The sequence below is a fragment of the Mesorhizobium sp. B2-6-1 genome, from assembly GCF_006440475.1.
In the GTDB taxonomy this organism is placed as follows: domain Bacteria; phylum Pseudomonadota; class Alphaproteobacteria; order Rhizobiales; family Rhizobiaceae; genus Mesorhizobium.
In genome coordinates this window covers 514814-537552 of the sequence record NZ_VFUH01000003.1, presented here as the reverse complement: position 1 = coordinate 537552, position 22739 = coordinate 514814, and the positions used below count along the sequence as shown (strand labels likewise).

The following is a 22739-nucleotide window of genomic DNA, read 5'->3' as shown; positions in this document are numbered from 1 at the left end:
CATGTAGACGGTGCGCGTGTTGAGCCGGTGGTCGACGACATTGTCGGCCAGCCCGATATGCTGCAGCAGGCCGGTGGTCACCATGTGCCAGGTGCCGTAGAGGCGCGGCAACCCAATCAGCACCACCGGTATCCATGACCTGAGGACGACCGCGACAGCGATCGTCGCAATGTACACGGCAACATGCCACCGCGCGGCCGTCACGGCCTTTGCCCATTCCATTTCCGGAACATAGCTCTTTTCCTCGTCGGACAGCTTGCCGAACGCCTGGCGCACGAGCGTCGGCAGCGAATAGCGGAAATCGAGGATGCCGGTGAAGGCCAGCGCCGCCTTCAACAGGTCCGGCGGCCGCATGACGGCGATCTCGGCATCGCGGCCGACGATGATGGTGTCGGTGTGGTGGCGGGCATGGCTCCAGCGCCACTGCACTGGATTGCGCATCAGCATGAAGGAGGCGATGTGGTACACGACATCGTTCATCCAGCGCGTGCGGAAGGCCGTGCCATGGCCGCATTCGTGCCAGCGCGAGTCGCTAGACGAGCCGTAGAGCACGCCGTAGATGAATAGGAACGGCACCACCCACCATGAGCCCCAGAACCATATGATGCCGGCGGCCGAGGCCAGGATCGCAACAATCCAGATGATGGTGTCGCGGATCGCCGGCCCGTCGGAACGCTGCATCAGCTCCTTCATCACCTTGCGGGGGACATCGGTGTGGTACCATTCGGCGGAGGCCAGGCCGGTCTCGATCGCGGCTCTGGTGCTTTCACCGACCAGGCTGTAATCCCGCTTTTTTGCCATCGTCTTCACACGGGCCTCCAAACTTCTCGCACCGCTCGCAATCCGGTCCGCCGGCCGGAGGGCTTGCTTTGAATACATGTCGCGCTCATGCCGGGCCCGCCAGTCTCCGGAAATTGCCGGAAGGCCGAGGATAATCCTGTTCGGGCTGGCGGGCGATCGCCGCAATCCTGGCTTCGGCGCCGGCGATCGCTTCCCTGCCGTCCAGGACCCGGAACACGGCATCGTAGGCGCGGCCTTCGTCATGCTCCAGCCAGATCATCTCGCCGCGTTCGCGCGCGGCGAGATCGCCGAGCACATGATGCGTCGATGGCTCGATGCCCAGCGCATAGTGTCCGGCCTGGAAATTCTGCCATTGATAGGCGCAAGGCAGCTGGTCTTTCCGCGTCACCATTTCGAAGCCGAGGCCGAGCCGGTCGTTGACCACCGCCACTGGTACCTCGCCCTTTCCATCGGCGTCCATTTCATGCTGCCAGACCTGTTCGCTGAACCCCATTCGCGGTTCCGGCACGGTGCGGTAGCCGACCTTCTGCGCCTCATAGCGCTCGCCGGCATGGCCGGCCCACACCACGTCGCGGATTGGCGCGAGGTAGCGTGAGCCCTCGTCAAGCAGGGGATGACTGACATTCACATGGTAGAAATACATATGCGGCGTGCGATTGAAGCCATGGTTCACGACGCGGTCGGACAGCCGGATCTCGTTGCCGCCGACATCCGCCTCGATCCGCCGGATCAGATGCAGATCCTCGCCGAATACCGCCGATTGCTGGACGATGCCTTCGGCCCACAGCACGCAGCGGTCGCCGTCCCACGCCTCACCGTAGCCGGTCAGCCGCGCCGGGATGGTGCCGACACGGCCATGCAGCGAATGGATCACGGTCTTCTTGCCGGGATAGTTGTAGTTCTCGGCCGGCACCTCTTCCCGACCCAGTATATGGTCGAGGCCGCAGGTGACCAGCAAACCGGAAAAGGAGCGCGCCCAGGCCAGCCCCCCTTCCCCCTCATAGTCGTGAAGACCGGGGTTGCGAAAACCGCCCGGCGAGTGCCAGCCGATCGCCTGGCCCTTGAAGTCGCAATCGGCGATGTCGAGCGCGCGGTCGACGAGTGCGGTGAAGCGCAGGCCGGAGCCGGTGCGGAACTCCAGCATGCGGACACCGCGCTCCACCCCGTCGCCGAGCGTCATCAGCCGCACGCCGGCGAACTGCGACAGCATGCCGGAGCGTTCCGAGACCTGCCGGCGCGAGAGCGTCTTGCCGTAAAGCTCTACCATGCCGTCACTGCGCCCTCTTCATCAGAGCCGACAGGTCGGCGCCGGTGATGATGCTTTCCACGGTCAGCAGATCGGTATCGGCGACCGTCTGCTCGGCAACGATCTCGCCGCGGCGCATGACGATGATGCGGTCGGCAACCTCGAACACGTGATGGATGTTGTGGGTGATGAGCAGCACCGAATGGCCGGCCTGACGCATCTCCTTGACGAAGCGCAGCACGCCATGGGTTTCCTCGACGCCGAGATTGTTGGTCGGCTCGTCGAGGATGATCACCTTGGCGGCGAACTGCATGGCCCGCGAAATGGCGATCGACTGGCGCTCGCCGCCCGACAGCGTTGAGACCAGCGCGTCGGCGTCGAGTTTCTTCGAGATGCCGACGCGCTTCAGCAGGGAGGAGGCAGCATCGCGCAGCTTGGCGAGATCGAGCGGCGCAAACACGCCCAACCATTTGAAATTGACCGGTTCGCGGCCGAGGAAGAGGTTGCGCGCGATACTGAGATCCGGCGCCAGCGACGTATCCTGGTGGATGGTCTCGATGCCGAGATCCATCGCGTCGCGCGTCGAGCGGATCGAAACCTTCTGCCCGCGCACATAGATGTCACCGCGATCGACCGGGAAGACGCCGGAGATCGCCTTGATCAGCGTCGATTTGCCGGCGCCATTGTCGCCGAGCAGGGCCACTATCTCGCCTTCTCTCAGCGTCAGTGAGGCATTCTTCAGCGCGCGCACGCTGCCGAAGGATTTTTGCAGGTTCTGCAGCCGAAGCACTTCTTGCATCATCGTCAGCTCCTTGCCGCGTTTTTCTGCAGCAAAGCATGCAGGATGAGCATGGCGAGGATGATCACGCCGACGAAGATGTTGTAGGCGAGGCCGGGCACGCCGACGAGCACGATGCCGTTACGGATGGCGCGCAGCATCAGCGCGCCGACGATGGTGCCCAGGATGGTGCCGCGTCCGCCGGTCAGCGCCGTGCCGCCAACCACCACCATGGCGATCACTTCGAGCTCATAGCCTGTGCCGGCCACCGGCGATGCGGCCGAAATACGAAAGGCGCTGATCATGCCGGCAAGCCCGGCCAGCACCGAGGTGGCGATGAACAGCCAGATCTTGACGGCGTCCGCCGGCACGCCGCGCGCCACCGCCGCGTTGCGGTTGGAACCGATGGCGCTGATCCAGTTGCCGAGCTTGGCATAGCGCAGGACGTAGATTGCGAGCAGGGACAGGCCGACGAACCACCACAGCGAGGTGTAGAAGCGGAACGAGCCGATATTGAAGCTGCCGGCAAGCAGCGTCACGAAGAAGCCAGGCTGGTCCCACGACTTCAGCGGGAAACCCTGGGTGATGTAGAGGGCCGCGCCGCGCACGATCAGCAGCATGGACAGGGTCACCAGGAACGACGAGATGCCGATCTTGGTGACGATCACCCCGTTGATCGCCCCGATCGCGATGCACAGTAAAAGTCCAGCCAGAAGGGCGACGCCGATATCCACCCCGCCGTTCTGCACCAGAAGCATCACGATCACCGGCGCCAGGCCGAATACGGCACCGACCGACAGGTCGAACTCGCCGGCCGTCAAAAGCAGCGTCATGCCGAGCGCGATGATGCCGAGCTCGGGCAGGAACGCCATCATGTTGGAGATGTTGAGCGGCGACAGGAAATTGCCGTCCGCGACCGCGAACACCACGAGAAGGACGACGAGGATGATGAACGAGGAAAATTGCGGCGAGCGCATCAGCCTCGACCTGCTCCTGGCGCTTGTTGCGCCCTCTTCCGCGGTGACTGCCATGACGTTCTGAACCATGCTGTTTGCAGGCGCCCGCCGCCGGCGCGGCGGGCGTCCATCTTCACTTCTTGTCGTAGAGTTTGAGGATCGGCTCGACGCTCGAGGCGTCGTAGAGACCGAAGGTATGGATGTCGTAGCCGATCGGCTCGCCCGAGGCGGCAAGCCCGAGCAGCGCCACCGGCATGAAGCCCTGTGCCGATGGGTACTGCCAGGCGGCCGCGTTGACGAAACCGTCCTTGACGGCTTGCGCTGTCTCCTTCGAATTGCCCCAGCCGACGACCGGGATCTTGCCGGCCGGCACGCCGGCGCCGTCGAAGACCCGCTTGACGCTGGCCGCCACGGAATCGCCGAGCGCGATGATCGCCGGCGGATTGTTGGCAACCATATAGTCGGTCATCTTGGCGATGATGCCGGCCGGATCGGTGCCGCAATCAACCACGTCGTACTTGATGCCGAGCGGATCAAAGACGCTGGCGATGCCTTCGGTCTCGAGCTGCTGATAGCTGGCGCCGGGGACTTCGACCGGCAGGAAGACCTTGTCGCCCTGCTTCACCATCTTGTGGTCGACAAGATACTTTGCCCAGATCGCCCCTGCCTCCTTCAGGTCGGCGCCGACATAGGCCTGCCGCCCCGTCGCCGGGTCGTCGGTGTTGAAGAACACGATCGGGATGCCGGCGGCCTTCGCGGCCTTGACCTCCTCGGTCCACAGGCCGGGCTGCGCCGAGGTGGTGGCAATGCCGTCGGGCTTGGCGGCAAGCGCGGAATTGAAGGCTTCCTTCTGCGCCGCCATGTCGCCGCCGCTGAAGGAGATCTTGCAGGTCACCTTGAGCTGGTCGCAGGCCTTGGTAGCGCCGGCGTTCCAGTCGATCCAGAAAGCGTCCGACGGACCGCCATGCGACAGCAGATAAAAGGTCTTCTGGCCGTCCTGTGCCTGCGCGGCCGACCCGAACGCGATGCCGGCAAGCACAGTCGCGGCGGCCGCCAATTTCAATGCAAATTTCAACATTGCTTTCCTCCTTGTTTGGAGCCGTGCCGCCATGCACAGGCGGCGCGGCCGGCCGTCACAGGCCGTTGGCGCGGAACTTCCCGTCGAGGAATGTCTTGGCGCGCGGCACGTCGTCTTCCGACAGGTGCTCGATGATGACCGGAATGTTCGGGTGCTTCTCGGCAAGCCGCTGAAGATAAAGGTCGTAGTTGAGCGAGCCGAGGCCGGGCGCCGGCAGTTCGATCTCGCCGACGCCGCGGAAGGTGTGGCTTTCCATGGCATCCTCATCGCCGATGTCGGCGTGCTTTTCCGACTTGTCGCTGCCCGAGCGCTTGACGTCCTTGGCATGCGCTATCTTGATTTTGTCCGTCAACGTGTCGAACACCTGGTTCAGGATCTGGTCCATCCTGTCGATGTTGTGCGTCTCGAAGTAGTTGGTCGGGTCCATCAAGAGGCCCAGGCCGGGATGGTCGACCTGCGCGAACATCTTGACCGTTTCCTCGACCGAGCCGACGACGTTGTTGACATAGGTTTCGAGCAGGAAGACCGCGCCATGGTCATAGGCGGTTTGCGCAAGATCAGCGATCACCTTGCGGCATTCCTCGAACCCCTCCTCGGTCTTGTTCTTGGGGTGGTGCACCCAGTCGGATTCGGTGTTGTAGGTGCCGGTTTCCGAGATCACGTAGGGCGAGCCGAAATGGCGGGCGTTGCGGATGATTTCCTTGAGGTAGCCGACGCGCTTGTCGCGCTCTGCCTTGTCGGGATGGATGATGTTGGTGTAGCCCGACACGCAGCAGACCGGCAGGTTGTGGTCGCGGAAGACATCGCGCACGGTCTTGGCCTTGTCTTTGGTGATCTGCCCGGCCGACAGGTCGATATCCCTGAAATGCAGATCGAGCTGCACCGTGTTGAAACCGAGCCCGCGGATCTTCTTCGCCGTCTCTTCGAGGCCGTACGGGAAATAGCCCGTGAAAATACCTGCCTGCATCATGGTGTGAATTCCTCCCTGTAAGCGATTCAGTTACCAGTGATTTCAATTGATCGGGTTTGTCGAGATTTCGGAAAGCTTGACCGTGCGGCCCGAAGCGATCGAGCGATAGCCCGCCTCTACCAGCGCCATGGTCTTGACGTTGTCGGCGACGGAAAGCGCCGGTGGCGTGCCTGTCTTCACGGCGTGCTGGAGTTGTTCCATCACGCCGATGAAAGCATGCGGGAACCACATCGTGTCCCAGCTTGGGCTGACCCACTCGCCATCCGTTGTCTCGGCCGAGGCATAGGTGAGCGTCGAGGCCGCACCGGTCGGCCAGCCGATCGTGCCCTTGGCGACGCCCTTGGTGCCGTCGACGCGCCAGTTGATGTGCTGGTCGTCCTTGTAGCCTTCTTGCCGCGGACCGGACCAGACATCCTCCAGCGACACGGCGAGCACGCCGGACGGGAAGCGCAGCGTCGAGACGGTGATGCCGTCGGTGTGTTCGAAAGTCGTGCGCGGATCCTTGCGCGTCAGCGTGGTGATCTCATCGGGATCGCCGAACAGGAAACGCAGCACGTCGAGATGATGCACGCTCATGTTGGCAAGCGTCAGCCGGTCGTACTCCTCGAGGAAGCCTTGCCAGTGCGGGATCGCATGCATGTCGATCTGCGCGAAGACGACGTCGCCGAGCGCGCCGCTGTCGATGATCTGCTTCAGCACGCGCATCGACTGGTCGTAGCGCATGTTCTGGTTGACCGAGAGGATCTTGCCCGCCTTCGCCGCCTCGTCGCGCAGCTTCACCGCTTCCTCGACCGACAGCGCCAGCGGCTTCTGCGCCAGGATCGCCTTGATGTGCTTCTGCTCCAGCGCGTGGCGGATCAGCGCCGGCTGCTGGTCCGGCGGGAAAGCCAGGTCGATGATCTCGACTTGCGGATCCTCGATTAGTCGTTCCGGCGTGTCGTGGACGGTCGGAATGCCCCAGCGCGTGGCGACCTTCTGCGCATTCGCCCTTGTACGCGAAGCGATCGCCACGACAGGAAAGCCTGCTTCCTTATAGGCCGCGAGATGGCATTCGGCCATGATCATGCCGGCGCCGACGCAGCCGATCTTGAATTCCCTGGTGCGAACCTTCACGTCCGGCTCGAAGCCTTTGCCTGCCATCTCTTCCTCCCAGAATTCTGTCTTCGCGGCCGTCGTCATCTCGCCAACGCGCTTCCAGATGCTGGCAACCGGAGCCGCGGCATGCGGATCGGATCAGGCATTGGAATTCCTCCCTCAGGGCCAATGTTTCCTCCACAGCCATGAGGGACATTGACGGCAGTACGGGAAGGCTGTCAACATCATAAATAATCAAAACACCTCATAACATCGCAACGAGGCAGGGAAATGCGTCATACGGAGATCCATCTAGCGCTCATGATGCCTCGATTTGATGGGAAATCTATTTTCCCATGCCGACGCGATCCTGCCGGGCGATCTGATTTAGCCTGGCTGCTTGCGCATCGGCCAAGGCCGGATACATCATTTCCCATCAGAATCGCGGATGGCGAAGAGCAGTCGCCACCCGGCCGGCGGTCGGCATTGCGTGATCCTGATGCATTGAGGAGATGAAAGACGGTGCGTTCCACCCTGACTGACATAGCCCGGGAAGCCGGCGTTTCCGCCGCCACCGTCGACCGTGTTCTCAACAACCGTCCGGGGGTGCGGGCGCGCACGCGCGAAATCGTGCTCGAAATGGCGCAGCGTCTTGGCTACATCGCCGAAGGCGCGAACGGGGCACCTCTCAAGCCCTTGTCCGGCGATGTCATCCGGCTCGACTTCGCGCTGCCGGCCGGCACCAATTCCTTCATCAAGATGCTGCATCGCCACATCGAAGCCCAAGCCTTGGCGCGGCCGGATCTCGATGTCCACATCGCCACCATAGAGGGCTTCAATCCCGACCGGCTCGCACGCCTTTTGCAGGATCTGCGCGGCCAGACTCAGGGCGTCGGCGTCATCGCGCTCGACCATCCGACGGTGCGCGAGGCGATCCGCTCGCTGTCGGCCAACGACGTCAAGGTGGTGACCATCGCCTCCGACATCCTGCATGTGCCAAGGGTCGCGTATATCGGCATCGACAACCGCGCCGCCGGACGGCTGGCGGGCTATTTGCTCAACCGTTTCATGGGGTCGGAACGTCCTGGCAAGGTGGCGCTGTTCGCCGGCTCGCTCTCCTATCGCGGCCATGAGGAACGCGAGATGGGATTCCGGCACATATTGGCCGAGGAATCGCCCAATCTGGAGATCGTCGAAATGCGCGAGATGCTTGACGACCGCGAAAAGGCCTATTCGGAGGCATCAGCCCTTCTGGAGCGGCACCCCGACCTGGCCGCGATCTACAATGTCGGCGCGGGCAACACCGGCATTGCCCGCGCGCTCAAGGAGCGCGGCCGTGCGATATCGATGGTTTTCCTCGGCCATGAGGTAACCGAAGGCACCAAGGAGCTTCTGCTCGACGGCACGCTCGACGCGGTCATCGACCAGAACCCGCGCGTCGAAGCGCGCGAAGCGCTCAACACCTTGACCCACGCGGTCCGGAGACTGCCTTACGAATTGCACCAGCCGAGGCTCCAGGTAATCTTCAAGGAGAACATCCCGGAGATCTGACACTCTCTGAAATGGAGCGGCGCCGGAACCCCTGCCCGTTCAGCACGCCCGCTACTGGACGGCCGCGACTTCCGCGCCGGCCGCGTCGACAAAGCTCTTGTCGATCCATTTGCCGTAGTCGATCGAGCCCTTCAAAAGCCCGGCACCGGCCATGAATTTCTCTTCGCCCTTGAGCGCCTCGATCGCATCGTCGGTCAGCCTCGGATCCTGGTGGAAAACGCCGTCCGCATAGGTCTTGCGTACCGATTTCTCCGACGACTTGGTCGCCTCGACGAATGCCTTGATCGTCTCGTCGGGATGGGCATCGGCCCAGCGCGAAATCTCGATGTCGACCTTCAGCAGCCGCTTGACCAGGTCGGGATATTTCGCCGCGAAGGCACCGTTGACCGAAATGACGTTCGGCACGTTCCATTCCGGATGGGTGCTGGTGTCGAAGAGCACCCGTGCCTCGCCGGTGTCGACCAGCTTGGCCGCGGTCGAATCCGTCTCGACGAGGGCGTCGATGTCGCCGCGCAGCAGTGCCGGGCCGGATGCCTCGAAAGGCAGGTTCAATCCCTCGACATCACCGGTCGTCAGGCCGACGCTGTTCAGCGCCTTGCTGAAATTCGAGTGCCGCACCGTGCCGGTGAGATAGGCGACCTTCTTGCCTTTGAGGTCCTGCAGCGTCTTCAGTGGAGAGTCGGATTTGACCACGATATACGAGCCGCCCGACCGCACATAGCTCGACAGGCCAATCAGCTTGACATCGGCGCCGGAGGCGGCGACGCGCAACGCGGGATTGTTGCCGGTATAGGTAAATTCGATGGCGCCTGTCGCAAGCGCCGTCGTCGCCTCGGAGCCGCCATTGAAGGTGACAAGTTCGACCTTGATGCCGTCCTTGGCGAACTCCTTTTCCCACCAGCCGTCCTTCTGTGCGAGGACGAATTTGAGGTGCCCCGGCGCGGTGCTGCCGATGCGGATGATTTCGGGCTTGTCCTGCGCAAAGGCGGGCATGCCGCCAAGGCCGATGACGACGGCAATGGCGCCCTTCAGGAACAGCCGGCGAAATCCGTCGAATGCAATGTTGGACATGAGGAACATCCTTGCTGATTGGAATGAGTGAACGGCTCAGATGAGCGAGGACTCGGACTGGCCTTTCCAGGCGGTCGCCCAGCGCTCGAACCAGACGAGCAGATAGTTGACGGTGAGCCCGATGACGGTCAGCGTCAGGATGCCGGCATACATGTCCGCCGTTTCCATCATCAGCTGCGAGTTCTGAATAAGGAAGCCGAGGCCGGATTTGGCCGCCAGCATCTCGGCGCCGATCACTGCGAACAGCGACGACTTCACCGCCAGCCTTGCGCCGGCGACAACAGAGGGGATGCTGGCCGGCAGGATAACCTTCCGGAACAGGTCGAAGTCAGACGTACCCATCGAGCGCGCCGCCTTGATCAGCAGCGGATCGACCGACTTGACGCCGCTGATCGTGTTGACCAGCAGAAAGAAGACCGAGGAGTAGAAGGTGATCGCCACCTTCGATTCCTCGCCGATGCCGAGCAAAAGGATGAACACCGGAAGCAGCGCGAATTGCGAGGTGTTGCGCAGCGTCTGCACAAGCAGGTCAGAGACCTTCTCGAACAGCGAGTAGCGCCCCATCAGCAGGCCGAGCGGAATGGCCACCACCACGCCGAGAGCGAAGCCGATCGCAGCGCGCTGCAGGCTGATGCCGATATGTTCGACCAGAACGCCCGAGGCGAGCAGGTTCCACCAAGCGACCAGCACCTCGCTCAGCGGCGGAAAGAAGATGCGGTTCAGCCAGCCGAGCCGTGGCGCGATTTCCCACACGAGAAAGAACAGGCCGAGCAGCGGCAAGCCGTAAAGGAAAGTCCCGTGGCTCGTCCCTTTGCGCCGGACCTTGGCACTGTGGGCGGTGATGGCCGGGACTCTTGCGGCGGCCGCCGTCTCGCCGACGCCGGCAAACAGATGAAGAGCGCCGGCAGGGCCGAACTTTTCGGTAAGATAAGCCATGGCTCTACCTCCTCAATGACTGAAGGCTGGCGACAGCGTCCAGTCCTTTTGCGCCTTGTTGACCTCATCGCGCAGCGCGTCCCAGACGCGGCCGCGATATCCGTTGAATCCGGTGCTGGCGCGGATGTCCCCGTCGCGCGGCCGTGGCAGGTCGATGTCTATGATCTCCTTCACCGCGCCCGGCCGCGCCGTCATCACCACCACGCGGTCAGCGAGGAAGATTGCCTCGTCGATCGAATGGGTAACGAAGATCACTGTTGTCTTGATCTTGCCCCAGATCCGCAGCAACTCGCCCTGCAGGAGCTCGCGCGTCTGCTGGTCGAGTGCGGCGAAGGGTTCATCCATCAAAAGCACTTCCGGGTTGCTCGCCAAGGCGCGAGCGATCGCCACGCGCTGCTGCATGCCCCCGGAGAGCTGGTTGGGGAAACGGTCCTCAAAACCGGCAAGACCGAACAACGATAACAAATGGCGCGCCGTCACCGTGCGCTCGGCCTTGGCGACGCCACGCACCTCCAGCGCGTATTCGATGTTGGCCAGCGCCGTGCGCCAGGGAAACAGCGCATATTGTTGGAAGACATAGCCGGTCTTAGGATCCGGCCTGGTGATGCGCCGGCCGTCGAGCTGGACATCGCCGCCGCTCGCCTGCGTCAGCCCGCCGATGATGTCGAGCAGCACAGATTTGCCCGAGCCGCTCGGGCCGACCAAAGTGATGAACTCGCCTTTGCGGATCGAAAGATCGACGCCGTCGAGCACGGTGACGCGGTCGGTCTCCTCGCCGTCGACGGTGACGAACTGCCCCGGCTTGAGCAGAAAGGTCTTCTTGATATCGCTGACGACGATGCGGTCCATGTCCTGTCGCTTCCTATTGCGCCACGCGGATGCGGTGCGTCGGGTCGAATTCAGAGCCGCCGGCCTTGCCGCGCTTCCAGCCGAGCGCGCGGGCGTAGCCGCCGAACAGTTGACGTGCCTCGACCTGCGCTTCCGTGATGCCGGTCGGCCCCTCGGCGAACTCGGCCACGTAAAGCGCGTCGGTCGGGCAGTAGATTTCACAGAGAAAGCAGGTCTGGCAGTCGTCCTGACGGGCGATCACAGGCGCGCCGTCCTTGGTAGCGTCGAACACATTGGTCGGGCACACCTTGACGCAGATGTCGCATTCGACGCAGCGAGCGGCCGAGACGATCTCGATCATGACGCCAGCTCCGCCAGGCGCTCCGGCGCCCCGGCAATGCGGAAGTCGTCGACGCCGGTGATGACCAGCCGATGCGCGAGGGCCGGGTTCTTGCCCTGCAGATCGGTGCGCCGATGCATGCCGCGGCTTTCTGTCCGATGCAGCGCGGCCGCCACCGACCAGCGCCCCGCGGCGGCGATCGACGCCGCCTCGCGCGCGCGGACCCGGTCCACCCCTTCGCCCCGCAGATGATCGCGCACGTCGCGCCAGACACTCTCCAGCCGCCCCCGGCTTTTCTCCAAGCTCTCGCCGTTGCGGAAGAAATTTTTGTCGAGCGGCGTCACCTCGTTGCGCACCGCCTCGATGACCTCGCCTGCAGCGATGTCGGCACGCGGCGAGGCCGCCGGGCGCAGGCCGGCCTGGCCGAGTGGTTCGACGGTGTCGCGGAACGCCCTGCCGCCGCGACGCTTCGAATGGGTCGAGGCGCCCTTGCCCGCCCACCAGCCGCTGGCCAGCGCCCAGGAGGAATTGACGGCGCCGCCGCCCGATACCGCTCCGGTCATGATCTCGCGGCTGGCGGCGTCGCCTGCGACATAGAGGCCGGGCACGCGGGTGGCGCAGTCGTCGGAGACGATGTCGATGCCGCCGGTACCGCGTACCGTGCCTTCGGCGCGCAGGGTGATGCGGAACAGCTCGGTGAATGGATCGACACCGGCGCGGTCATAAGGCACGAAGCAGTTCGGCTGCCCTTGGCGCAACCAGCCTTGCAGCGCCGGCTCCGCTTGATCGAGGCGCGCATAGACCGGTCCCCCGATCAATGCGCGCGCCACCTCGTCCTCGCGGTCGCCGATGCCGTTGCGCAGCGGCTCACCGGCAGGGCCCAGGATCGGCGATCCATCCTCGCGATGGAACGAGGCCCAGCGGAACGGCAGCCCCTTGTTCAGCGAAGATCCAAAGGGCGCCAACGTGTATTTGCCGGTAAACTCCATGCCCGACAGGCTTGCGCCGGCCTCCGCCGCCATCAGATAGCCGTCGCCGGTCAGTCCAGTCCCGCCGAGGATGCGCTCACGGAAAGCGCAGCCGCCGGTCGCCAGCACCACTGCGTTGGCGTCGACGCGCCAGTCCTGGCCGGCCTGCCGGCCGATACCGGCCGCGCCTACGACGGCATCGCCATCCGACAGGAGTTCCAGCGCCGGATGGTGGTCGAGCACGGTAACGCCAGCCAGAAGCACGCGGCGGCGCATGAAGCGCATATAGTCGGGCCCGCGCAGATTGGCGATGTAGAGCCGGCCGTCATCCTCGCTTGGGAACGGATAGCCCCACTCGGAAAGCCTGAGCAGGTTGCGATAGGCCGTGTCGACGCAGCGCAGCATCCAGCGCTGGTCCGCAAGCTCGCCGGTGCGCTGCCAGCGTCGCTCGACCACCGCATGCCTGTTGTCGCCCGGCGGTACGCACCAGGCACCCGTATTGGACGGCGCGGTGGCGCCGCTGGTGCCGAGATAGCCCTTGTCGGCCAGCACCACCTGCGCGCCGCTTTCGGCAGCGGCGACCGCCGCCCAGGCTGCGGACGGGCCTCCGCCCAGCACGAGCACGTCGGTCTGGAGTTGCAGCCTGTCGGACGCGGATTTTTGAGGCATGGGCATGGATGCTCTGCGAAGGAGTGCGAGGCGCTAAGCAGCGCGCGCAGCGCCCGAGAACCACGCCGGCTCATTGCCGGCGCTCCATTTGATGTTGCAGCCGATCGACGGCACCTGGCCGGCGGCGGGCCTGCCGCCCTCCAGCACCGCGTCGACCGCCGCGCGCAGATCGGTACCCGTCACCGCCTTGCCATTGCCCGGCCGCGCATCGTCGAACTGGCCATGATAGGCAAGCCGCCGGTCGGCGCCGAACAGGAAGAAGTCGGGTGTACAGGCCGCGCCATAGGCTTTCGCCGTCTGCTGCGAGGCATCCTTGAGATAGGGGAAGGAATAGCCGAATTTCTCCACTTCCTCGCCGATGCGGGCCAGCGTCTCTTCGGGATGCGCCTCATGGTCGTTGGCATTGATGGCCACCACTTGCAGCCCCTTGCCCGCATATTCCCTGGCGAAAGCGGCAAGCTGCTCGCGGATCAGCACGACGAAAGGGCAGCGGTTGGAGATGAAGGCGACGAGCAAGGCGGGCTTTGCATCGAAATCGCCGAGCCGGTGCGGCACGCCTTGTGCGTCGGGCAGCAGGAAATCGGCCGCTTTGGTGCCAAGCTCGATCGAGTTGGATTCTGTCTTCGGCATCGATGCGCTCCCTTCTTGCTGCCGCTCAGATGGACCATGCCGTGCAGCGCCGGACGAAGTTAGTCTATTAATTTAGTAGAATTATAGGCTAGACAACCCGCCTCCGGTCAACCGCGCCGCTTGGAATATCGTGCCAATGTTTCGGGCCGGGCGAAAAGTTTGTTCGAACGGAAGGCCGTTTTGAAAGAAATGAGATTTGGCGGGGAGCGAAGCGCCAACTGCCTTCGTCGTCCGCGTCGAGCTTGGTCAGGAAACGGTTTCCTTGCGGACAATTGCCCTGTCATCCCCGCCGACATCGATCGCGATCCGCTCGCCGGAAACAATGCCGTCAATGTCGCAGACCACCAGCGGCATGCCGATCCCGTAGAGAAATTCCGCGACGATGGCGCCCACCGCCAGGATCGGGTCAGGCCGTTCCAGGAGGATGCCGGCCGGAGCCGTGCCCCTGCGGATCGCCTCGGCCAGCACCGAGGACGAAGACGAGGAGCCGCGCCCGCTCGGCATGACCAGGATTTTCCCGGCGACGTTCTGGCCGAGACCCGGATGCGAATGATCCGTTATGTCGCCGGTCGTGGCATCAACGCCGCCCCAGAAGCTCAGCGGCTGCGAGAATACCAACGCCCGGCCCTCGGCACTGCCGGCCAGTTGGAAGGTGCCGGATCGCTGGACGACGCCCGGTTCCACCGGCGCGGTCATGACGCGCCCCGCACGACATGCCCCACCGCGGCGGAGCGGATGCAATCCGCCATATCCGCGAACGCAACCGTCACGCCGATATTGCCCGGAGCGTAATGCGCCCATTTGCCGGAATTGGTCATCACCACGCCGTCGAGCCGTTCCAGAATCGCAGTGACATAGGTGCAGGTGTCGGCGACGGGGATCAGGCCGAACGCCTGTGTGCCATCAAGCGCGCCCTCCTCCTGCAATCGCGTCAGCGTCGCGCGACCGGTGTTGACATAGATCGGGATGCCCCTGCCCGGCGCGATGGCACGCAGCAAGGGCAGCAGGCGCATCCATTCCGCATGCGAGAAATGCGGAGTGCCCAGCGACACGGCCGCCAGCGGCGCCCCGTCGGGTACGCGCGACAGGTTGGCCAGTGCATGATCGATATCGGCGCGCGTGATGCGGATCGTCTCTTCCGGCGCTTGACCATGGAACGCCTCGTCGAGCGTTCCCGCTTCGGGCGTGATGCCGACCGCATGGAACAGCGCCACGGCGCCGGTAGTCGCTGCTGCCGCGCCCAGCGCCTTCAGCTGGTCCTCGTCGCGCGGCCGTGGCAGACCTGTGACAACCGGAACGCGATCGCCGCTGGGTTGCCCGATGATCAGTCCGACGCCGACGAACAGGGCGTCGCTCGGCTCTGGCTCAGCAAAGTCCAGCTCGAACAGGATGCGGCCGCGCCGGTTCTCGCTCAGATGCAGGCCCCAGGCCGGCGCGCGGCCCGTCATGGCGCAGCACAGGTCGATGAAATCGCCATAGCGGTTGGTGCGCGCGCCGATCACCGAATTTGCAAACACGATGGCGTTGGATTCGCCCCAGGCGATCTGCTGCCCGAAATCTGGCCGGAACCGCGTCTGGTAGGGCGCGCAGGTGAAGGTCGCCTGGCAGCCGAGCTCGATATGCGCCTTCATCAGCCGCCGCGCCGGCGCTTCCTCCGCCGCGGGCATCTTCACCATGCCGGGATGGATGAGATCGAATGAGCCGACATTGAGCGTCGTCGGCACCTGCACGCGGCCGCCGCCCTCGACCAGCCGTTCGACGAAATCGAGCCCTGCCGTGCCATGGTAGAGGCAGCCATCGATATGGGCGCCGGCAATGTCGAGGAGGCTGTCCGCTCCGACGGCTTTGGAAAAGGCGACGAGGATCTTCATGGCCGCGGCCGCCGACGGCCCTTGCTCGCCGTCGAGCATGGATTGGTCCTCGGCAGTCAATTCCAACGTCATTGCCGCTCTGGCCCCTACTCGATCTTATGGCGCGAAGGAACGCCAGCAGTTCAGTGAACTACCCCGCAGGGATCAACACCGTGCTCTGCGGGGACCAGCGTAGTACGACATGCTGACCTTCCGCCAGCCTGTCAGCGCCGGTGTTCTGGACGATGACCTTCAGCGTCTGGCCGGCACGCTCGACAAAGTAGGTGCTGTTGTTGCCGGCGAAGATGCGTTTGCAAACCTGGCCCTTCAGTATGTTGGCATCGCCGCCCGAAGTTCCGGCATCCAGGGCAATCCGAATACGCTCCGGACGCACGGCGCAGCTTGCCTTTGCGCCGGCGGCAAGCCTGGCGCCGGCCCCGGCGGCGATCGTCGTGCCGTCCGCCAAGCGGATGCCGTTGCCGGTGGTATCGCCGCGAAAGATGTTGGCATCCCCGAGGAAGATGGCGGCGAATTCGCTTTTCGGCCTGTCGTAGATCTCCTCCGGCGGCCCTTCCTGCACCAGCCGGCCATCGCGCAAGATACCGATGCGGTCGCTCATCGTCAGCGCCTCTTCCTGGTCGTGGGTGACGAAAATGGTTGTGATGCCGATCTCGCGCTGGATGCGCTTGAGCTCGATTTGCATGTCGACGCGCAGCGCCTTGTCGAGCGCGCCGAGCGGCTCGTCGAGCAAAAGCACGCGTGGCTTGGTGACGATGGCGCGCGCCAGCGCGACCCGCTGGCGCTGGCCGCCGGAGAGCTGATGCGGCTTGCGACCGCCGAGCGAGCCGAGCTGAACGAGGTCGAGCGCGCGTTGCACCTCGGTGGCAATCACCGCCTTGGCCTCGCCGCGCACCGACAGGCCGAAGGCGACATTGTCGGCGACGCTCATATTGGGGAACAGCGCGTAGTTCTGGAACACCATGCCGATGCGCCGCTTCTCGACCGGTACCCGCTCGACGCTCTCGCCGCCGATGGCGATGCGGCCGCTGTCGGGAAAATCGAAGCCGGCGATTTGCCTGAGCAGCGTGGTCTTGCCGCTGCCTGATGGCCCAAGCAGCGCGTAGAAGCCGCCATCGACGAAATCGATCGAGACGTCGTCCAACGCCTTGTGCGCGCCGAAGCTGCGCGAGACGTTTGATACCTGAACGCCCGCCATTATTTCTCTCCGCCGAATTTGAAGAAGCGCGCTGTGAGCAGCATCAGCGCCATCGACACCACGATTATGATGGTGGAGACCGCGTTGATCTCGGGCGTGAAACCCTTGCGGATCGCGGCGTAGATCTCGACCGGCAGCGTCGTCTGCCCCGGCGTCGCCAGGAAGTAGGACACCACGAACTGGTCGAACGACACGGCGAACGCAAACAAGCCGCCCGCGATCACACCCGGCATGATCCACGGCAGCGTAACCCGGTTCGTTACCTGCCACTGATTGGCCCCCAGCGAGCGCGCCGCCTCTTCCAGCTCCGGTGCGAAAGTTTGCAGCCGGGCTGAGACGACGACGATGACATAGGGCAATGCCAGCGCGACATGGCCGAGCAGGATGGCGAACAGGCCGCGTCCAATGCCGATGCCGAAGAAGAAGATCAGCATCGCCGTGCCGGTGATCAGCCAGGGAATGGCGATCGGTGGGAACAACAGCGCCTGCAGGAATTTCTTGCCGCGGAATTCATTGCGGTAAAGCGCCAGGGACGCGGCCGAGCCGAGCACGGTCGAGATGACCGTGGTGATGACGGCGATCTCGATGCTGTTCCAGGTGGCGGCGATGAGCTGGTCGTTCTGCCACAGCGAGGCGTACCATTCCGTCGTCCACTCGAACGGCAGCTGGTAGAATGGCGAGACGTTGAACGACATCAGCGCCATGATAATGATGGGCAAATACAGGAAGGCGAGCAGCACCGCGATATAGAGGCGGCCGAGCCACTCCAGGATACGCGTCGTCGCCATCACGCCACCCTCCGCAGCACCGGTGCGGCCAGCGCCAGAATGATCAGCACGACGGCCAGCAGAATGAAGGAGAGTGCGGCCCCCAGCGGCCAGTTGAATACGGCGACGAACTGGTCCTCGATCACCGTGCCGTAAAAGGTACCGCTGCGGCCGCCGAGGATCCGCGGCTCCATGAAGGAGCCGACGACGGGCACAAATATGAGGGCCGCGCCCGCCACCAGGCCCGGCATCGATAGCGGGACAATGACCCGCTTCAGCACCTGCAGCCGCGAGGCGCCGAGCGAGCGTCCGGCCTCGAGCAATGAATCGTCGATCGCCTGCAAAGTGAGATAGCAGGTCAGCACCATGTAGGGCACATAGGAGTGCACCAGTCCGATGATGATCGCCGGATAGGAATACATGAGGTCGATGTTGATCTTGAACGGCAGCACAGCGTTGAGCGCGGTGTCGAGAATGCCGCCTTCGCGCAAAACCATCGCCCAGGAGAAGATGCGCACCAGCCCGTTCGACCAGAACGGCAGGATGACGAGCAGGAAGATCGCCTCGCGGCTGCGCCCCTTCAGCACCTTGGCCAGTACATAAGCCGCGGGATAGCCGATGACGATGCACCACAAGGTCACCTCGAGGCCGAGGCGCAGCGAGGCAAGCAGCAGTGTCAGGTACAGGCTTTGCGAGAAGAAGGCGGCGTAGTTGCCAAGCGTGAACGCCCACGGCTTTCCCGTCAGCGGCAGGTCGGTCATGAACGAGAAGAACACCATGGCCGACAACGGCAGGAAGATCGCCACCGTCAGCCAGAGATAGGCGGGCGCCAGCAGCGGCAGTGCCGACCTCAGCCCGCCGCGCACTGCGACCGCACCCTCTGCTGCCATGCTATCCTCCTCCCCGGATTGGAAGGACCAACCGGCGCGAACACCGGCTGGCCCTGGCGCGGGTTTTACTTCACGTCGACCTTGAGCTGCTGCCAGAGCGCCAGATAGGCCTTGCGCTGCGCATCGGTGATCGGAGCCTGGAACTGGATGCGCTTGGCGACTGTGGGATCACCCATCACCTTGCGGTTGAACGAATCCTCGGGCAACGCTTCCACCGCCTTGGTGTTGGCCGACACCGGTGCACCGACCTTGGTGACCCATTCGACATAGAATTTCGGATCGATCATGTAATTGATGAAGGCTTCGGCGCCCGCGACATTCTTGGAGCCAACCGGGATGGAGAAGGCGTCCAGCCAGGCGACGGCGCCTTCCTGCGGGATCACGAGCGAGACCGGCAGCTTGAAATGCGTCTTGGCGCGGTCGGCCGAACCGCTCCAATAGGTGCCGATGTCGATCTGGTTGGAAGCCACCATCTGGTTCCAGTCGTTCTCCGAGCTCCAGAAGGTCTTGATCTGCGGCATTAGCGAGGTGAGCTTCGTCTTGACCGCGTCCATATCCTTGATGTCGTTGATGTTCTGGCCCGTCGCGATGGCGCCGAACTGCACCGCCTCGACGGCGTCGTCGCGGATGACGACGCGGCCCTTGTGGGCGGGGTTCCACATTTCGGCGATCGACGTCGGCGGCTTGTCGAAGGACTTTTCGTTGATGGCAAGGGCGGTCAGGCCCCACACCCACGGCACGCCATAGACCTTGCCGTCATGGTCGAGCATCGGCGAGCTCGCCTTGTCCTTGCTGATGTCGGCATAGTTGGGCAGCTTGGAGGTGTCGATCGGCTGGATCAGCTTTTCAGCCATTGCCTGGTCGTTGAAGGCGGCGTTGATCATGACGACGTCATAGAGGCCGGGATTGGTGCGGATCTTGGTCAGCATTTCCTGTTCGGAATTGAAGAAGTCGTTGACCACCTTATGGCCGGTCGCCTTCTCGAAGGCGGCGATCGCCCATGGCTCGTCGGCGCCGTAGCCCTTCCAGTTGAGCACGTGCACTTCATCGGCCTTGGCGGCAAAAGTAAGTGCGGAGGTGAAGACGGCCGTCGCCGTCAGCAGGGCAGTGAAGTCAGGCATGCGCATGTTCGTTCCTCTCTTTTGTTTGCCCGCTTCCCGGGCTTAGTCAGGCTGTCTGATGGGCCTTCCGGTTCTGGCCTCGCGCGCCGGTCGAGCCACCGTCGGCATGACTCAGGAAAGTCTGGATTTCCGCGTCTGTGGGCGCGGAGGAACCGCCATGGCGAGTGACCGAAATGGCCGCCGCCGCATTGGCGTAGCGCGCCGCCTCGAAAGGCGGCATGCCGCGCGCGAGCGCACTTACGAAGGCGCCAATATGAGTGTCGCCGGCGCCGTTGGTATCGACCGCCGCCACCTTGAAACCGGGAATGGTCCCGGCGGAACCGTCCGCCAGTCGGATATGGCAGCCCCTGGCGCCGCAGCGGATGACGACGCCGTCGGCCTTGGGACAATGATCGGCAAGCAATCGCGCCGCAAGGGCGTCGGCATCGCCCGGGCCGGCAATGTCGGCGGCTTCCGTCGTATTGCAGCTCAGCCAGGTCGTGCGGGCGAGCACCCGCGACAGGGTGGCGCGCGAAATGTCCGAAACGACCGGCGTCGGGTCGAAGACAAGTGGAATGTCCGCCGGCAGCGTCTCGATCCAGTCGGTGAGCGCGTCGCGGCTGCCGGGATAGCTCAGCGTATAGCCTGACGTGAACACCCAATCCTCGGTCGAGACCAGCACCGGAGCCATCATGTCGAGGCTGAGCACGCTCTCCGCCCCCGGCCACGACACGAAGGTGCGTTCGGCATCGCTGGAGATCATGGCGACGCAGTTGCCGCTATCCATCAGAGGCGAAGGCTGCGTCAGAATGTTGATATCTTCGACGGCGAAGGCGGCGCGCAGGAAGTCGCCATTGGGTCCGCTGCCGAGTTGGCCTGCGAATACCACCTTCATCCCGGTGCGGATTGCCGCGACCATCATGTTGAAACCGCCACCGGCGACCTGCGCATAGCTCGAAGCCGTCTTCTCCGTGCCCGGCGCCGGCAAGGCATCGATACGGTAGACATAGTCGACCACCGCGCTGCCGATATGGACGAGACGCGCGCTCATGCCGCCGCGTCCTTGCCGGGGCCGGCCTGCTCCAGGCGGCTGTTCGAAGTCCGCGCCGCGACGAGATCGGCGGCGAGCGCACGAACGCCCGCCATGTCAAAGCCTTTGAGGCGGGCGATGCGGTCCTGCGGCAATCGTGAAAGGCCGGTGCAGGCGCCGGCCATGCCTGCGGCGATGGCGCCGATCGTGTCGGTGTCGCCGCCGAGATTGGCGCTGATGACCGCCGCTTGCCAAGCATCGCCGCCGGCGACCTCCAGCACCGCAAAGGCGGCCGGAACGGACTCCTGGCTGGCAACGCCGGTGCCGACCAGATCGGTGATCAGCCGGACCGCGTCTCGTGGCGCCTTGCCGCGGATCAGATCCTGCGCCCAGGCGACGCGCGCGGCGATGTCGCCGCCGGTCACCCAGTGGCCGTGTGTCGCCCCCCGCCTCGCCGCCGCGACGGCGCTGTCGGACGCGGCGCGCCAGTCGCCGCCGGCGATGCCGCGGCTGACGGCGGCCGCGACCGCCGCGGCGGAGGCAATGGCGATCGAGGTGTTGTGTGTCGCCCGGCAGGTTTCGGCCACCTTGTCGACGAGCGCATCCAGCGGCTCCGGCTGCATCATGATGCCGAGCGGCGCGATGCGCATGGCCGCGCCGTTGGTGTCGCCGCCGCGCCCAGCCTCCTCGGCCGGCACGCCCTTGTTGATGGCGTCGATGGCACGCTTGGTCGACGGTCCCAACAGATCGTAGCTGCCGCGCGCCTTGACCTCGCGCTCCCAGTCGAGCAGCGCGTTGACCCAGCGCGCATGCTCAAAGCGGCCGCCTGAGGCAACCAGGATGCGGCCGAGCAGCAGCGCCTGCTCGGTATCGTCGGTGATAGTCCCGGCCGGCAGCCCTTTCGACACCGGATGATCGGCAAAGGGCGCGACGAAATCCTCGACATGGCCGTAGAGTTCGGCGATGCGCTGAGGCGACAGAAGCTGCGTCGGCATGCCGAGCGCGTCGCCCAGCGCCCCGCCGACGAGCGCACCCATGGCGCGGTCCATCTCAAGCTCGTTCTCCGGCATCGCTCAGAACCTCATATGCAGCGCGAAATGGGCGGGATTGAGCAGGCTGGTGACATATTCGACCGGCCGCTCATCGGCCGCGCGCGTCAGGCGACGGCCACGCAGGAAGGGTGTGCCTTGCGCGCAGCCGAGGATAGCGGCGTCATGGGCGTTCAACATCTCGATGTCGACCCACTCCTCGCCATGGTCGGGTACAAGCCCCGCTTCGCGCAGCGTCTGGTGCAGCGAGCCTTCGCGCAGGCCGCGCAGCGGCACGTCCTCCAGCTCGGGCGACAGCGGCAGGCGGCTGCGTTCGATGGAGATGGCATGGCCGTCGCTGGCATTGGTGCGAACCCGGTCGACGGCGATGAAGAGGGGGCTTTCGATGCCTAACAGCACGGCAAGCTCGGGGTCCTCGATCACCTCCAGTCGCAGCGTCCGGGTATCGGCGTTGGCGCCGGCATTGGCCAGCGCGCGCGACCAGCCGATCGCATCATCGACCGGCTTGCCGTCAAAGGTGACGAAGGAGCCGATACCGACCTTTGTGGTGATCAATCCGCGGCTGGAAAGTTCCTCCAAGCCTTTGCGCACCGTGTTGCGGCTGACGGAGAAACGCTGCACGAGTTCGTTTTCGCTTTGCAGACGGTCGCCGAAACCCAGCACGCCGGAGCGGATCTCGTGTTCCAGAACGGTGGCGATCTGCTCGGGCTTGCCCGTGCCGGGAGACAGTTTGATCGCGCTCCGCTTCATATTCGTACCTGTATAGTGAACCTGTCTAGTCCTGTTTAATCTCTCCTCGTATAGCGGACTTGTCAATGGGACGGGTCATGTGCCCCGATGCACTGCTTTCGACGATCCGCCGGCCGCAGGCGGCAACGAAGAAGGAATTTCCCCAGTGCTGGACGCGTCGCACCGTGTCGCGATCCTGCTGCGGTGACCCT

The 22739-nt window shown here is 64.2% G+C and carries 23 protein-coding genes; 1 reads left to right on the top strand and 22 read right to left on the bottom strand.

Features of this window, described 5'->3' with window-relative positions; translation table 11 throughout:
- From FJ443_RS10430 to FJ443_RS10400, 7 genes are all read right to left on the bottom strand, one after another.
- Positions 1–801 (bottom strand): fatty acid desaturase (locus tag FJ443_RS10430; RefSeq protein WP_140663883.1); only part of this gene is annotated, 801 nt, incomplete at its 3' end.
- An 85-nt stretch (positions 802–886) separates the two neighbouring features.
- A complete protein-coding gene (locus tag FJ443_RS10425) occupies positions 887–2068 on the bottom strand; it encodes an aldose 1-epimerase family protein (RefSeq protein ID WP_140499885.1) in 1182 nt (393 codons plus the stop codon).
- 4 nt (positions 2069–2072) lie between these two features.
- Entirely contained in the window at positions 2073–2849 is a 777-nt protein-coding gene (locus tag FJ443_RS10420) for an ATP-binding cassette domain-containing protein (protein WP_140499887.1), read from the bottom strand.
- Between the two features lie 2 nt (positions 2850–2851).
- Positions 2852–3871, bottom strand: a complete 1020-nt coding sequence (locus FJ443_RS10415) for an ABC transporter permease (RefSeq protein WP_181175089.1) — start codon at positions 3869–3871, stop codon at positions 2852–2854.
- Between the two features lie 43 nt (positions 3872–3914).
- Positions 3915–4859, bottom strand: a complete 945-nt coding sequence (locus FJ443_RS10410) for a substrate-binding domain-containing protein (protein WP_140561048.1) — start codon at positions 4857–4859, stop codon at positions 3915–3917.
- Positions 4860–4914: 55 nt separating this feature from the next.
- Positions 4915–5829 carry a sugar phosphate isomerase/epimerase gene (locus tag FJ443_RS10405; protein ID WP_140567567.1) on the bottom strand — a complete coding sequence of 305 codons (915 nt, stop codon included), beginning with the start codon at positions 5827–5829 and terminating at the stop codon, positions 4915–4917.
- 42 nt (positions 5830–5871) lie between these two features.
- On the bottom strand, positions 5872–6969 hold the full coding sequence (locus FJ443_RS10400; protein ID WP_140499892.1) for a Gfo/Idh/MocA family oxidoreductase: 1098 nt from the start codon (positions 6967–6969) through the stop codon (positions 5872–5874).
- 456 nt (positions 6970–7425) lie between these two features.
- Here FJ443_RS10400 and FJ443_RS10395 point away from each other — a divergent pair, with 456 nt between their 5' ends.
- Positions 7426–8454, top strand: a complete 1029-nt coding sequence (locus tag FJ443_RS10395) for a LacI family DNA-binding transcriptional regulator (RefSeq protein ID WP_140557930.1) — start codon at positions 7426–7428, stop codon at positions 8452–8454.
- Positions 8455–8505: 51 nt separating this feature from the next.
- Here FJ443_RS10395 and FJ443_RS10390 read toward each other — a convergent pair whose 3' ends face one another.
- The 15 genes from FJ443_RS10390 to FJ443_RS10320 form a co-directional block, all read right to left on the bottom strand.
- A complete protein-coding gene (locus tag FJ443_RS10390; protein WP_140663810.1) occupies positions 8506–9525 on the bottom strand; it encodes an aliphatic sulfonate ABC transporter substrate-binding protein in 1020 nt (339 codons plus the stop codon).
- 36 nt (positions 9526–9561) lie between these two features.
- A complete protein-coding gene (locus FJ443_RS10385) occupies positions 9562–10461 on the bottom strand; it encodes an ABC transporter permease (RefSeq protein WP_140663807.1) in 900 nt (299 codons plus the stop codon).
- Positions 10462–10473: 12 nt separating this feature from the next.
- Positions 10474–11310 (bottom strand): ABC transporter ATP-binding protein, encoded by an 837-nt coding sequence (locus FJ443_RS10380; protein WP_140663804.1) that lies wholly within the window; start codon positions 11308–11310, stop codon positions 10474–10476.
- 13 nt (positions 11311–11323) lie between these two features.
- A complete protein-coding gene (locus tag FJ443_RS10375) occupies positions 11324–11650 on the bottom strand; it encodes a ferredoxin family protein (protein ID WP_140499901.1) in 327 nt (108 codons plus the stop codon).
- Positions 11647–13272 (bottom strand): FAD-binding protein, encoded by a 1626-nt coding sequence (locus tag FJ443_RS10370; RefSeq protein ID WP_140663802.1) that lies wholly within the window; start codon positions 13270–13272, stop codon positions 11647–11649. Before FJ443_RS10370 ends, FJ443_RS10375 begins: the two co-directional genes overlap by 4 nt.
- A gap of 27 nt (positions 13273–13299) precedes the next feature.
- A complete protein-coding gene (locus FJ443_RS10365) occupies positions 13300–13896 on the bottom strand; it encodes a thioredoxin family protein (protein WP_140663800.1) in 597 nt (198 codons plus the stop codon).
- A 246-nt stretch (positions 13897–14142) separates the two neighbouring features.
- Positions 14143–14592: a DUF126 domain-containing protein gene (locus tag FJ443_RS10360; protein ID WP_140663798.1), complete on the bottom strand. Its 450-nt coding sequence runs from the start codon at positions 14590–14592 to the stop codon at positions 14143–14145.
- Positions 14589–15839: an aconitase X gene (locus FJ443_RS10355; protein ID WP_140663796.1), complete on the bottom strand. Its 1251-nt coding sequence runs from the start codon at positions 15837–15839 to the stop codon at positions 14589–14591. The genes FJ443_RS10360 and FJ443_RS10355 overlap by 4 nt, the downstream gene beginning before the upstream one ends.
- Before the next feature lie 58 nt (positions 15840–15897).
- Positions 15898–16962, bottom strand: a complete 1065-nt coding sequence (locus tag FJ443_RS10350; protein WP_140499909.1) for an ABC transporter ATP-binding protein — start codon at positions 16960–16962, stop codon at positions 15898–15900.
- Positions 16962–17750 (bottom strand): ABC transporter permease, encoded by a 789-nt coding sequence (locus FJ443_RS10345; protein ID WP_140499911.1) that lies wholly within the window; start codon positions 17748–17750, stop codon positions 16962–16964. The genes FJ443_RS10350 and FJ443_RS10345 overlap by 1 nt, the downstream gene beginning before the upstream one ends.
- Positions 17750–18619, bottom strand: a complete 870-nt coding sequence (locus FJ443_RS10340) for an ABC transporter permease (RefSeq protein ID WP_140515893.1) — start codon at positions 18617–18619, stop codon at positions 17750–17752. Before FJ443_RS10340 ends, FJ443_RS10345 begins: the two co-directional genes overlap by 1 nt.
- Positions 18620–18684: 65 nt before the next feature.
- Complete coding sequence (locus tag FJ443_RS10335) at positions 18685–19746, bottom strand: ABC transporter substrate-binding protein (RefSeq protein WP_140561060.1); 1062 nt, start codon at positions 19744–19746, stop codon at positions 18685–18687.
- Positions 19747–19786: 40 nt separating this feature from the next.
- On the bottom strand, positions 19787–20770 hold the full coding sequence (locus FJ443_RS10330; protein WP_140561061.1) for a PfkB family carbohydrate kinase: 984 nt from the start codon (positions 20768–20770) through the stop codon (positions 19787–19789).
- Positions 20767–21819 (bottom strand): ADP-ribosylglycohydrolase family protein, encoded by a 1053-nt coding sequence (locus FJ443_RS10325; protein ID WP_140561062.1) that lies wholly within the window; start codon positions 21817–21819, stop codon positions 20767–20769. The genes FJ443_RS10330 and FJ443_RS10325 overlap by 4 nt, the downstream gene beginning before the upstream one ends.
- Positions 21820–21822: 3 nt before the next feature.
- On the bottom strand, positions 21823–22548 hold the full coding sequence (locus FJ443_RS10320) for a GntR family transcriptional regulator (protein WP_140561063.1): 726 nt from the start codon (positions 22546–22548) through the stop codon (positions 21823–21825).
- Positions 22549–22739: the final 191 nt, after the last annotated feature.